This window comes from bacterium, from assembly GCA_026129405.1.
Lineage (GTDB): Bacteria > Desulfobacterota > Binatia > DP-6 > DP-6 > JAHCID01.
Genome location: JAHCID010000003.1, coordinates 222,782 through 235,306, shown reverse-complemented (window position 1 = coordinate 235,306; position 12,525 = coordinate 222,782). Strand labels below are relative to the sequence as shown.

Below are 12,525 nucleotides of genomic sequence, written 5' to 3'. Positions count from 1 at the left end.
CTGCGTGACGTTGTCCCCACCTGGGGAGAATCCGTGCAACTCCCCAATACGCCACGCAGCTGCGGCCGCCATCACCGACACCCTGCCACCCCACCGCCGTCCTCCCTGTCGCCGAGAACGACCGCGTCCAGCCCTTCACCTGCCCAATGTTCCAAGAAAGCAATGTGCTTCGGAGAGGTGCATCGTGTACTCCGCCCACGGGAGGAAAGCAAGGACAAAGTGTGCGCCGTGCGTGACGTCGCGCTAACGTCCCGCGCGTCTTTGCGATTCCGCGACGTGCGCCGCGCATCACGATGCGCTCGCGACGAGGGGCACGACGCGCGCGCGCGTCGACTGTTCGTAAACCCGCGTCGCTTCAGGCATCCAGCCGCTCAGCTGGCGCACGCGCGTGCTGTGTCCCGGATGCGTGGAGAGGAATTCCGGCGGCGCGCCGCTCGCGCTCGTCGTAGCATCCATACGCTGCCAGAACGCGACGGCCTCACGCGGATCGTATCCGGCACGCGCCATCAGCATGAGCCCGATCTGATCCGCTTCGGACTCCTGCGTACGCGAGTACGGCAAGAGGACGCCGTACTGCGCGCCCAGCCCATACGCCGCGAGGATCATCTGGCCGCTCTGCGAGTCGCCGAGGCCCGCACCGAGGAGCGCGCCACCGAGCTGCGCGACCATCCCCTGACTCATGCGCTCGGCACCGTGCCGCGCGAGCGCGTGTGCGATCTCGTGTCCCATGACGACGGCGAGCCCGGCCGTGTCGCGCGCGACCGGAAGGATGCCCGTGTACACCGCGACCTTACCACCGGGAAGGCAGAACGCGTTCACCTCGTCGGGCTTGTCGATGACGACGAAGCGCCAGTCGAAATCCGGTCGCTGCGCGACGGCGGCGAGCCGCTGCCCGACCTCGACGACCGGTGTGACGACGCCCCCCGCGCGAAGCACGGGCTCCTCCGTCACGACCTCCTTGAACGCCTGCGCGCCGAGGGCAGCCTCCTCGCGCGCGGAGATGAGGACCAGCTGGCTGCGGTTCGTGTACGGAACCGTGCCGCACGCTGCGACGAGGACTGCGAGCCCGAACCAGGCGCCGCACCGCCACACCGTCGGCGAGGCTCAGCCCTTGCCGGCCATCGCGGAGTCGATCGCCTGCTTGAAGCCGTCGAACGAGCGGTTCATCAGGCGCTTGCCGTTCACGAAGATGGTCGGCGTTCCGGTCACGTCCGCCGCGCGCGCCTGCTTCATCTCCTCCTCGATCTCGTCCTGGACGGCCGGGGAGTTCACGTCCGCCTCCCACTTGGCCATGTCGAGGTTCAGCTGCTGCGCCAGCTCCTTCAGCTTCTCGGGGCTGAGCTGGCGATAGTTCTCGAAGATGAGCGCGTGCATCTCCCAGAACTTGCCCTGCTTGCCGGCAGCGAGCGCGGCCTTCGACGCCGGCATCGCCTGCGGATGGATCGAGGTCAGCGGGAACTGCTTGTAGACGTAGTTGACGTCGTTCGGATACGCCTGGAGCACCTGGTCGATCAGGGGCGCCGACTGCGCGCAGAACGGACACTGGTAGTCGGAGAACTTGACGATCGTGACCTTCGCGTCCTTCGGTCCCTTCACCGGCGACGGGCTCGCCGGGATGTCGTAGACCTTGTTCGGATCGACCTGCGGCCGCGCCGGTGCCGCCGCAGCCGGGGCGGTCTTGATCTGCTGCACGTTCTTCTCGAGGCTCTCGAGCTTGGCCAGCATCTCCTTCTGGCCCTTCTTCAGCTCCTCGATGTCGGCCGGCGATCCCCCACAAGCGGTCAGCATCGTGATCGCAGCGAGCACTCCACCAGCGACGGTCGTGCGCAGCAGCATGGACACCTCCTCGAGACGGGTTGATCGCCGATTAAATGGACGCGCTTCCTGGCTGTCAAGCGCGCGGAACGCCGTCTCCGCACCTTGACTCCCCGTACCCTTTCGGTTACCCGCACGCAGCGTTCTAGCGCGCCACCGGCGCGAGGAGGGATCATGCGGAAGGGCGTCATCGCGAGCGGTCTCGTCGCCGTCGTCACTCTGGCTTCGGGATGCGCCACGATCGAGGAGCGGGAGTGGGGCGCGTGCGCGATCGGTGGAGCGATCATCGGCGGCACGATCGGCGGCGTCGCCGGCGGCGTCACGATCAACAACGAGGATTCCGACGTCGACAACGGCACGCGCGCGGGCGTGATCGTCGGCGGTACGCTCGGTGGCGCCGCGATCGGTGCACTGCTCGGCCACGTGATCTGCGATCCCATGAAGGAGGCGCCGCCCCCGCCCCCGCCGGCGAAGCCCGCTCCGCCTCCGCCGCCTCCGCCGAGCGAGCGCCGCGGCGGCTGATCGGCGCCACGACCAAGCGGGGGCGACGCATCCGGCGATGCGTTGCCCCCGCCTGCGTCTTCACGCCAGCGTCGTCACTCGAGGACGCGAATCAGCGACACGACGACGCCACGCGCGGTGCGCGACAGATCGAAGCCGACGTGCATCCCCTCCCGCAGGCCGTCGAAACGCGGGATGGGACCGCGGATGTCGACCAGGGGTGCCCGGAAGCGATACTCGCGGCCGCTCGCCTCACTGCGCAGCGTGCCGGTGGCGCTGCCGTAGTAGACCCGGGTGATCACCCCCCGGTAGAAGGCGTCGCTCGGAGCGCCGTCCGCCGGCAGCGACCCGGGCGCCTCGTTCATGCCGCCGGCGTTTCCTTCGCCGCCGCCGCGATCGCCCCGAGAGCCTTAGACCCCACGCGTTGCACGAACTGCGGGAACGTCTCGCCGTTCTGTCGCTCGGCATCGAAGTGGCGCACCAACGCCGCGATCGCGATCGGTGCGTCCTCCTCGCGGAAACGACCGAGGCGGGCGCCGACCCGTGCCTGGCCTTCGCCGACGCTGCCGCCGACGAGGATCGAGTAGTACGGATGTTGGCGGCCGTCCGCCTCGGTGACGGAGTGCCCGGTGAGCCCGATGTCGCCCACGTGGTGCTGCCCGCACGAGTTCGGGCAGCCGCTGATCTTGATGCCGAAGCGCCCGAGCCGCAGGGCGACGTCCTCACCCGTCTCCGCGTCGTCCGGCAGCGCTGCGCGGAGTCGCTCGGCCATGCCCATGGAGCGGGTGATCGCCAACGAGCAGTAATCCATACCGGGGCACGAGACGACGTCGTGCACGGTCGAGACGTCCGGATTGCCGAGGCCGCAGGCGACGAGCTCGCGGTGGACCGCCGGCAACGCCGCCTCGGGTATCCATGGCAGCACGAGGTTCTGGTCGTTCGTCGTGCGCAGCGTGGCGTTGCCGTGGCGACGGGTGATCGCCGCGACCTCGCGCATCTGGTCGGCGGTGATGTCGCCGAGGGGGAGCTGGACCAGCGCGGCGCGGAACCCGGCCTGACGCTGCGGCCGCGTATTGGTCGCGCGCCAGCGGTCGAAGCCCGGCGCGGGCGCCGCGGCCGTCGGCCTCGGTACGGCGACCGGCGCGATCGCGTACTCGCCGACGAAGGTGCGGATCTCGGTGCGCAGCGATGCGCCCCGCTCCGCCTCGATGCGCGCGACCTCGGCCTCGATGCTGGCGCGGAACTTCTCCGGCCCGAGCTTCTTCGCCACGTACTTGAGACGCGCGCGGCTGCGGTTCTTGCGCTCGCCCAGGCGATGATGGACGCGCACGATCGCCTCGCACCAGATGAGGATGTCGTCGGCGGGGACGAACTCGGCCGCCTGGACGGCGAGAAACGGCTGCGCGCCGAGCCCGCCGGCGGCCCATACCGAGAAGCCCTGCTTGCCGTCACGGACCTTGGCGTAGACGCCGATGTCGTTGATCGGGCACTGTGCGCAGTCTTCGGGGCAGCCCTCGACGGCGATCTTGAACTTGCGCGGCAGCGTCAGGTTGAGCGGATTGAAGAGGAAGTACTCGTGGATGGCCAGGTAGTAGGGGGTGACGTCGAACGGCTCGTCGGGCGCGACGCCCGCGTACGGACAGCCGGTGACGTTGCGGACGGCATCGGCGCATGCGCCGCGCGTCGTGATGTCGACCGCGAGCAGGCGCTCGTACATGTCGCCGATCTGCTCGACCGGGACCCAGTGGATCTGCAGGTCCTGGCGCGTGGTGACGTGGCTCACGCCGCGTCCGTAGAGGTCGGTGACCTCCGCCAGCACGTCCATCTGGTCCGCGGTGAGGTAGCCGCCCGGAACCTTGATGCGCTGCATGTGGCTCGTGTGATCGAGCTGATAGTAGAGGCCGTAGGAGAGCCGCACCGGCCGCCAGGAATCGGCGGCGAGGTCGCCCCGCAGATGGCGGGCGAGACGGTCGGAGTGGGCGGCGAGGGCTTCGCGGTGCTGTTCGGGCGTCGGGCGCATCGTGTCGGAGTCCTGCGGCACTATGGACGGCGCGTTCCCGTGAAGTCAACGCCGTCGCGCAGATGCGCAGCATGAGACGCGAGCAGGCCGAGATCGTCCTCACCTCGCGGGCAGCACTGCCCCCGCGCGCGGCGCTCCTCACGGCGTCGACGCTGCTCCTGCCGCCGTACCGCTGGCCTCTCGGCCGCGGGGCACGCCTCGAGCGCGCGGAGGCGTCGGCCGACGGACGGGTCTTTCGTCTCACGGTGCGTCCGGCGCGGCTGGGCGCCGTCCTGCGCGTGACCGGCCGCGGCGCCGCCGAGCCCGAGGTGCTGGCGCCGCTCGCCGCGCGCATGCGGCGCGCCCTCCAGCTCGACCGCGCCCCGGCCAGGGATCGCGTCCTCTGCGGGACGTCGCTGTGGGAGGACCTCGCGACCGCGCTCCTCCTCCAGGCCGCCAGTCAACCCGGCGCCGCAGCGGCGCTCGACGGGCTGCTGACCCTCGGCGTGCCGTGCCCCTGCGCACGGAGCCTGCGCACGTTTCCGCCGGCCGCGGCCGTCGCCACCATTCCGCTGCGGCTCCTCGGCCGCCTCTGCGGCGTCGGCGGCGACGCCGGTGCCCTGCGCGCCCTCGCGCAGCGCCTCGCACCGGCCGGCGCCGCGGCCGCCCTCGAGCGCCGGCTGGAGGCGGCATCCCCGGCGCACGTGCGTCGAGTCCTACGCGGCCTCGGCGTCACCGATGCCGCCGCCGCAACGTGGCTCCTGGCGCGACTCGGCCGCGCGCCGCTCAGGCTCGCAGCGGCTGGCCCGACGACGCCAAGGCGGCGTGATCGAGACCCGCGAACGCCCCGCCCTCGGCCGCCAGCGCGGCGAAGACGTCAGCCGCCGTTGCCGGCGCCGGCGCCCCGGTGACGACGGCGAGGAGGTCGGCGAGCGCCTGCCACCCAGGGCGCGCCTCGCCCGGCGCCGCGACCGCGCGCTGGAAGCGCTGCACGCGGCCGGCGTGGTTCGTGAATGTGCCGTCGCTCTCGGCGTAGGTGCCGATCGGCAGCACGGCGCTCGCGTACTGGAGCTCCGCGACGTGCCCGCTGTCGAGCACCGCCAAATACGGCAGCGTCTCGAGCGCCGGCCCTGCCGTCGTCTCCGCCAGTACGTCCGAGCGCACCAGCACGAGCGCCTCGAGCTCGCCGCGCCCCGCGGCCTCGGTCAGCGCGCCGACGCCGGCGCCGAGATCGACGCCCTGCGCGCGCAGTCCCTGCGTGTTCGGGTTCTTGTCGGCCTTGATGAGGAAGGCGTCATGGTACGCGCCGGCCGGCGAGACGGAGACGCCGGCGAGCCGCGCGCCGAGCGCCCCGGCAAGACGCCGGGCCAGGAAGATCTCCTCGTTCGAGGCCTGCGCCGAGACGACGATGCCGATCGCCTGCCCGCCGCGCCGGTCGGCGGTCTCGACGAGCCGGCGACCCACGGCGTCGACCGCGTCCGCCCACAGCGTCGGCACGAACGCCTCCTCGCCGCGCAGCAGCGCCTGCTGGAGGCGACCTTCGCCCTGGAGGCCGTACGCCGACGATCGACCGGCGTCGCACATCCAGTAGTCGTTCACCGCCATGTTGGCGCGCGGCTGGAAGCGGAAGATGCGACCTTCGCGATGGTATATCTCGATGTTGCAGCCGTTGGCGCAGCCGCCGCATACCGATTCCGTGCGCTCGAGGTACCAGACGCGCGCCTGGAAGCGGAAGTCGCGGTTGGTGAGCGCGCCGACGGGACAGATGTCGACGACGTTGGCCGAATACGGATTGTCGAGCGTCTTGCCGGGTGCGAGATCGATCTCGCTGTGGTCGCCGCGCTGGAAGATGCCGAGCTCGCTCGTGTGCGTGACCTCGTCGAGGAAGCGCGTACAGCGTGCGCAGAGCACGCAGCGCTCCTGATCGAGCATGACGTGCTTGCCGATCGGGATCGCCTTGGACTTCTTGACCTTGTTGCCCAGCGGCACGCGGCTGCGCTGGCGGTCGTAGTCCATGTAGTACTCTTGCAGCTTGCACTCGCCCGCCTGGTCGCACACCGGACAGTCGATCGGGTGATTGATGAGCAGGAACTCGAGGACGGCCTTCTGCGCCGTCGTCGTCTTCTCGCTCTTCGTGTGCACCACCATGCCGTCGGTGACGCGCGTGTTGCAGGCGATCTGGAGCTTCGGCGCCTTCTCGATCTCGACCAGGCACATGCGGCAGTTGCCCGAGATCGACAGCCCGGGATGCCAGCAGTAATGCGGGATCTCGATGCCGGCCTGGTCGGCGGCCTCGATGACCGTGCGGCCGTCCTCGACCTCGATCTTGCGGCCGTCGATCTCAACCGTGGGCATGGGCGCGGGGCTCCGGGGCGGCGTCGGGGCGCATCGGACAGCGGCCGAGCGCGGCGTGCTGCTCGAACTCCGAGCGGAACTTGGTGACGAAGGCGCGGACCGGCATCGCCGCGGCGTCGGCGAGCGCGCAGATGGTGTTGCCCATCATGTTGCCGGCGATGTTGAGCAGGAGATCGGCATCGCTCGCGTGTCCGCCGCCGTACTCGAGGCCGTGCAGGACCTTCTCGAGCCACCCCGTCCCTTCGCGGCACGGGGTACACTGGCCGCACGACTCGTGGTGGAAGAACTTCGAGAGGACGTAGCACGCCCACACCATGCAGACGCTGTCGTCCATCACCATGACGCCGGCGGAGCCGAGGAACGACCCGGCCTTCTGCACCGAGTCCATGTCCATCGGGACGTCGATCTCGTCGGCGGTGAAGATCGGCATCGAGGCGCCGCCGGGGATGACCCCCTTCAGCACGCGGCCGTTCGGGATGCCGCCGCAGTGGTCATAGATGATCTCGCGCAGCGGCGTCCCCATCGGCAGCTCGTAGACGCCCGGCCGGACGACATGGCCGGACACACAGAAGAGCTTCGGGCCGGGGCTCTTCTCGGGGCCGATCGAGCGGAACCAGTCGGCGCCGCGCAGGACGATATGGGGCACGCAGGCGATGGTCTCGACGTTGTTGACGATCGTCGGGCAGCCGAAGAGCCCGTGCGTCGCGGGGAACGGCGGCTTGATGCGCGGGTACGCCCGCTTGCCCTCGAGCGACTCGAGCAGCCCCGTCTCCTCACCGCAGATGTAGGCGCCGGCGCCGCGGTGCACGACGACGTCGAGGTCGAAGCCCGAGCCGAAGATGTTCTTCCCGAGGCAGCCCTTCGCATACGCCTCGTGGATCGCCTCCCAGAGGACGTCGTACGCGTACTTCATCTCGCCGCGGATGTAGATGTACGCGGTGTGGCAGTTGATCGCGTAGGCCGTGATGATGATCCCCTCGAGCAGCTGGTGGGGATCCTCCTCCATGATGACGCGATCCTTGAACGTGCCCGGCTCGCTCTCGTCGGCGTTCACCGCCAGATAGACCGGCTTCTCGGTCTGTTTCGGCAGGAAGCCCCACTTCATCCCGGTGGGGAAGCCGGCACCGCCGCGGCCGCGGAGGTTCGACGCCTTCACCATCTCCACCAGCTCCTGCGGCTGGTACTTCGCGAACGCCGTCCGCGTCGCCTCGTAACCGCCGTGCTGGAGGTAGGTGTCGATGGAGCGGAGGCCGGGGATGTCCCGGCAGCGCATCAGCAGTCGCTCGGTCATCGGCAGCGGATCAGGCGGCGTCGCCCGCGCGCAGCTCCTGCTTGGAGCGCTGGATGCGACGCTGGAGCGCCATGAGGCCGTCGAGGACGGCTTCCGGACGCGGCGGACAGCCGGGGACGTAGACGTCGACCGGCACGATGCGGTCGATCCCCGGAAGCGTCGCGTAGTTGTCGTAGAAGCCGCCGGTCGAGGCGCAGGCGCCGAACGCCATCACCCACTTCGGATCGCCCATCTGGTCGTAGACCCGCTTCAGGATGGGCGCCTGACGCATCGTCACCGTGCCGATGACCATGAGGAGGTCGGCCTGGCGCGGCGTGAAGCGCGGCAGCAGCGCGCCGAAGCGGTCGATGTCGTAGGGCGACATCGAGAGCGCCATGAACTCCATCGCGCAGCATGCGGTCGCGAACGGATACGGGAAGAGCGAGTACTTGCGCGCCCACCCGATGGCGCGGTCGAGCTGCGTGACCACCACCGCGTCGGCGAGCAACGCCTCGTCCCCCGACGTCGCCATGTGCGGGACGGGAATCGTCGCAATCGGCTTCGGCATGAGGTTTCCGACGTGTAGCGCCGCCCCGCGTCGGTGTCAAAGACCACTGCTTTCGACCAGTTCCGGCCCTGGGAGCGGTCGCCGTCGTGCGCTAGAGGGACACGATGGAGCGCTTCTTCCACGTGCCCGATCGTGTCGCCTTCGCCCCCGACAAGATGCAGAAGGTGGGTCTCGTCGACACCGACGGCCTCTTCTGTGACGCCTACTGCCTCGAGCCGGGCCAGGAGCAGGCCGGCCATCGCCATGCCGTCGGCGACAAGCTCTACTTCGTCCTCGACGGCAGCGGCACGATCCGCGTCGACGACGACGAGCGCACGGTGCGGCCGGGGGATCTCGTGTGCGCGCCCGCGGGCTCCGAGCATGGAGTACGCAACTCCGGCCCCGGACGGCTCGTGCTCCTCGTCACCATGGCCCCGAAGCCGCCCCCGCGTTGATCCACCCGCGGCCCGGATGGTACCAAGCCGGGTTCCCAGCTTCGCTCCAGGAGGTCGTCCCATGCCCCTCATCCCCGCCACCCAGCTCCGCGTCGGCATGACCATCACGCACGAGGGCGCCCTCTGGCGCGTCATGCAGGTGGTGCACGTCACGCCCGGCAACTGGCGCGGCATGGTCCAGACGAAGCTGCGCAACATCAAGGCCGGCAGCCAGACCGAGCACCGCTTCCGCTCGGAGGACAAGGTCGACCGCGCCACGCTCGATCAGCAGATCATGGAGTTCCTCTACCAGGACGGCGACCACTACCACTTCATGAACACCGAGACCTTCGACCAGATCGCCCTCGACAAGGAGCAGCTCGGCGACGCCGTCGGCTATCTCACGCCCAACTCGCGCATCGAAGTCGAGTTCCACGAGACCACGCCGATCGGCGTGAGCCTGCCGAAGACGGTCGACCTGCGCGTGGTCGAAACCACGCCGGGCCTGAAGACCGCCACCGTCACCAACGTCCTGAAGCCCGCCACCATGGAGAGCGGCCTCGTGGTGCAGGTGCCGAACTTCATCAGCGAGGGCGAGCTGATCAAGGTCGACACCGAGACCGGCGCCTACGTCTCGCGCGCCAAGGAGAGCTGAGCCGGGCGATCGGCCGCGACCGCGGCGAAGATCCGCTCGCAGCGGTCGAGCATCCGCGGCAGCGTGAAGTGCGTCTCGACGCGCCGCCGCGCCGCCGCGCCGAGTGCCGCACGCCGCGCCGGGTCGGCGGCCAGCGCGGCGACCGCGTCCGCGAGCGCCGGCGGGTCGTCGACCGGGACGAGGACACCGCTGGTGCCGTCCTCGATCGCCTCGTCGGCGCCCATCGTGCGCGTCGACACGACGGCGCGTCCCGCGGCCATGCCCTCGAGCGTCGTCTGCGACATCACCTCGAAGCGCGACGGCAGCACCACGACGTCGAGCGCGGCGAGGACGCGGGGCACGTCCTCGCGCGGGCCGAGCAGGCGCACGCGGTCGCCCAGCTCCGCCGCCGCGGCCTCGACGATCGGCGCGTCGCCCCCGCCGCCGACGACGACGAACTTCGCGTCGGGAAGGCGCTCCCGCAGCAGGCCGATCGCGGTGAACAGGCGGTCGAGCCCCTTCTGCCACGCGAGGCGGCCGACCGTGCCGACCATCAGCGTGTCCGGGCCGACACCGATCTCGGCGCGCACCGTCGCGGCGTCGGCCGGCGCGACGTCGAAGCGCGGCAGGTCGACGCCCTTCCACAGGACGTGCAGCTTCTCCCGCGGCCCGAACCCCGCGTCGGCGTACCAGCGCGCCGCGCCGTGCGCGAGCACGATGCCGGCGTCGCAGCCGCGCCAGGTGACGCGGTCGATCCAGCGGCCGGCGTCGAGCTCGTGCGTCAGCCCGAACATCATCGCGACCCGGCCCGGCGCGCCGGTCGCGCGCGCCCACGCGGCCATGCGTCCCAGCTTCTTGCCCTTCACGACGACGACGTCGGGCCGCTCGGCCACCATCGCCTCGCGCACCCGCAGCAGGCGCCGCGCCCAGGTGCCGCGCGCGTCGGCGCGCACCGTGAGGCCGCGGCGGCGCGCGACCTCGAGCCACGGCACGTCGGGCCGTCCCGAGAGTACGCTCGTGTGTCCGCGCGCGGCGAGGCCTTCCGCAGTGTCGAGCATCCAGCGCTCGATCCCGCCGAAGGCGACGCTCTTGTTCAGATTGAGGAAGAGGAGACGCACGGCGGCGCGACGGCCGTCACCTGCCCTTCCACTGCGGCTTGCGCTTCTCGGCGAACGCGCGCGGGCCCTCGATCGCGTCCTCGCTCGCCCACAGGCGTCCCACCGCCGGATAGTCGCCGGTCAACGCCTCCGCGAGCGGCCGCCCGAGCCCTTGGTATGCCGCCTGCTTCGTCGCCTGCACGGAGAGCGGCGAGCACTCGGCGATGGTCGCGGCCCAACGCTGCGCCGTCGCCAGGAGCTCGCCCTTCGGCACCACCTCGTTGACGAGCCCGAGACGCTGGCCCTCCGCCGCGGTGATCGGCTTGCCGGTCAGCATCATGCCCATCGCCACCTTGAGCGGGACGTGGCGCGGCAGCCGGTGCACGCCGCCGGCGGCGGCGAGCAGCCCGACGCGCGGCTCGGGCAGCCCGAGCGTCGCGTGCTCCGCGGCGACGATGACGTCGCAGGCGAGCGCGATCTCGAGGCCGCCGCCGAGCGCGAAGCCGTTCACCGCCGCGATGATCGGCTTCCACAGGTCGAAGCGGGCCGTGAGCCCGCCGAAGCCCGAGCGCGGTACGCGCGGCATGCCGTGCTGCGCCGTCCACTTGAGGTCGTTGCCGGCCGAGAACGCCTTCTCGCCCGCACCGGTGAGGATGCCCACCCAGAGGTCGTCGTCCGCCGCGAAGCGATCCCACGCCTGCGACAGCTCCTCGTTGGCGTCCGGGTGGAGGCTGTTCATCACCTCCGGCCGGTTGATCGTGACCGTGACGACGTGGTCCCGCTGCTCCCAGCCGATGAACTCGTACGACATGCGCGGGTCCATACCGCAGGCCGACGCGGTTTGACAGGTGCGGCGAGCCGCCGGTAGCAGACGTCGGATGCCCCTGCAGCACCGTACGATCGAGACCAACGGCGTCCGCCTCCACTGCGTCGTCGACGGCAGCGGACCGCTGGTCGTCCTCCTGCACGGCTTTCCGGAGTTCTGGTACTCCTGGCGGCATCAGATCGCCGCGCTGGCGCCCCATTTCACGGTCGTGGCGCCGGACCTCCGCGGCTACAACGAGAGCGAGAAGCCGGCCCAGGTGGCCGCCTACGCGATCGACGAGCTGGTGGCCGACGTCGAAGGCATCATCCGCGCCTTCGGCCAGGAGCGCGCGGTGATCGTCGGGCACGACTGGGGCGGCGGCGTCGCCTGGACGTTCGCGATGGAGCGCCCCGCGATGACGCGCAAGCTCGTGGTCATGAACTGCCCGCATCCGGCGGTGCTCGCGCAGCACTTCCAGGGTAACCTGCGTCAGCTCGCGCGCAGCTGGTACATGTTCTTCTTCCAGATCCCGTGGCTGCCCGAGTTCCTCATGGGCCTCCAGCACGCCTGGCCGGTCGGCAACGCCGTCCGCCAGTCGGCGATCCAGAAGGAGGCGATCAACGACGAGGACGTGCAGCGGCTGCGTGACGCCGCGAGCCACGCCGGCGCGCTGCGCAGCGCGATCAACTACTACCGCGCGGCGTTCCGCGACCCGAACGCCCAGGCCGCCCTGCCCGCGTTCGTACGCCGCTTCCTGCACGGCGACCGCGAGCTGCCGCCGCCGCGTCGCACGTTCGACGACTGGCCGAAGATCACCTGCCCGACGATGCTCATCTGGGGCGAGCAGGACGTCGCGCTCGGCAAGGAGCTGACCTTCGGTCTCGAGCCGCTCGTACCCGGCGGGATCGACGTGCGCTACGTGCCCGACTCCGGGCACTGGGTGCAGCAGGAGCGGCCCGACCTGGTGAACCGCTGGCTGCTCGAGTTCCTCGGCGAGCTGGCCCCGGCGGCGAGCGCGAACGAGCCCGGTCTGCCGGGCGGACCATCTCCGGCGCCCGCCTGACGCAC

13 protein-coding genes are annotated in these 12,525 nt (G+C 70.7%); 4 read left to right on the top strand and 9 right to left on the bottom strand.

The annotated features are described in order from the left end of the window. Nucleotides 1–288 precede the first annotated feature (288 nt). Complete coding sequence (locus KIT14_13630) at nucleotides 289–1,092, bottom strand: M48 family metallopeptidase (protein ID MCW5891574.1); 804 nt, start codon at nucleotides 1,090–1,092, stop codon at nucleotides 289–291. 12 nt (nucleotides 1,093–1,104) lie between these two features. After that, a complete protein-coding gene (locus tag KIT14_13625; protein MCW5891573.1) occupies nucleotides 1,105–1,836 on the bottom strand; it encodes a thioredoxin domain-containing protein in 732 nt (243 codons plus the stop codon). Between the two features lie 153 nt (nucleotides 1,837–1,989). Here KIT14_13625 and KIT14_13620 point away from each other — a divergent pair, with 153 nt between their 5' ends. Beyond that, entirely contained in the window at nucleotides 1,990–2,337 is a 348-nt protein-coding gene (locus tag KIT14_13620) for a hypothetical protein (protein ID MCW5891572.1), read from the top strand. Between the two features lie 74 nt (nucleotides 2,338–2,411). On the opposite strand, the gene KIT14_13615 is transcribed toward KIT14_13620, so the two are convergent. The 5 genes from KIT14_13615 to nuoB form a co-directional block, all read right to left on the bottom strand. Next, nucleotides 2,412–2,681: a hypothetical protein gene (locus tag KIT14_13615; GenBank protein ID MCW5891571.1), complete on the bottom strand. Its 270-nt coding sequence runs from the start codon at nucleotides 2,679–2,681 to the stop codon at nucleotides 2,412–2,414. Next, complete coding sequence (locus KIT14_13610; GenBank protein ID MCW5891570.1) at nucleotides 2,678–4,336, bottom strand: nitrite/sulfite reductase; 1,659 nt, start codon at nucleotides 4,334–4,336, stop codon at nucleotides 2,678–2,680. The genes KIT14_13615 and KIT14_13610 overlap by 4 nt, the downstream gene beginning before the upstream one ends. A 765-nt stretch (nucleotides 4,337–5,101) precedes the next feature. Further along, the gene (locus tag KIT14_13605; protein ID MCW5891569.1) at nucleotides 5,102–6,670 is read right to left on the bottom strand and encodes a (2Fe-2S)-binding protein; all 1,569 of its coding nucleotides are present in this window, start codon (nucleotides 6,668–6,670) and stop codon (nucleotides 5,102–5,104) included. Next, entirely contained in the window at nucleotides 6,657–7,961 is a 1,305-nt protein-coding gene (nuoF, locus tag KIT14_13600) for an NADH-quinone oxidoreductase subunit NuoF (GenBank protein MCW5891568.1), read from the bottom strand. The genes KIT14_13605 and nuoF overlap by 14 nt, the downstream gene beginning before the upstream one ends. Nucleotides 7,962–7,971: 10 nt before the next feature. Then, nucleotides 7,972–8,472, bottom strand: a complete 501-nt coding sequence (nuoB, locus tag KIT14_13595; GenBank protein ID MCW5891567.1) for an NADH-quinone oxidoreductase subunit NuoB — start codon at nucleotides 8,470–8,472, stop codon at nucleotides 7,972–7,974. A gap of 140 nt (nucleotides 8,473–8,612) precedes the next feature. On the opposite strand from nuoB, the gene KIT14_13590 reads away from it, so the two are divergent. Together KIT14_13590 and efp are read left to right on the top strand one after the other, a co-directional pair. Then, the gene (locus tag KIT14_13590; protein ID MCW5891566.1) at nucleotides 8,613–8,942 is read left to right on the top strand and encodes a cupin domain-containing protein; all 330 of its coding nucleotides are present in this window, start codon (nucleotides 8,613–8,615) and stop codon (nucleotides 8,940–8,942) included. Between the two features lie 61 nt (nucleotides 8,943–9,003). After that, nucleotides 9,004–9,576: an elongation factor P gene (efp, locus tag KIT14_13585; protein ID MCW5891565.1), complete on the top strand. Its 573-nt coding sequence runs from the start codon at nucleotides 9,004–9,006 to the stop codon at nucleotides 9,574–9,576. Here efp and KIT14_13580 read toward each other — a convergent pair. Together KIT14_13580 and KIT14_13575 are read right to left on the bottom strand one after the other, a co-directional pair. Then, nucleotides 9,549–10,673, bottom strand: a complete 1,125-nt coding sequence (locus tag KIT14_13580) for a glycosyltransferase (GenBank protein ID MCW5891564.1) — start codon at nucleotides 10,671–10,673, stop codon at nucleotides 9,549–9,551. The two genes, efp and KIT14_13580, sit on opposite strands and share 28 nt — an antisense overlap. A 16-nt stretch (nucleotides 10,674–10,689) precedes the next feature. Beyond that, nucleotides 10,690–11,463: an enoyl-CoA hydratase/isomerase family protein gene (locus KIT14_13575; protein ID MCW5891563.1), complete on the bottom strand. Its 774-nt coding sequence runs from the start codon at nucleotides 11,461–11,463 to the stop codon at nucleotides 10,690–10,692. Between the two features lie 67 nt (nucleotides 11,464–11,530). Between KIT14_13575 and KIT14_13570 the strand changes: the two genes are divergently transcribed. Next, nucleotides 11,531–12,520: an alpha/beta hydrolase gene (locus KIT14_13570; GenBank protein MCW5891562.1), complete on the top strand. Its 990-nt coding sequence runs from the start codon at nucleotides 11,531–11,533 to the stop codon at nucleotides 12,518–12,520. Nucleotides 12,521–12,525: the final 5 nt, after the last annotated feature.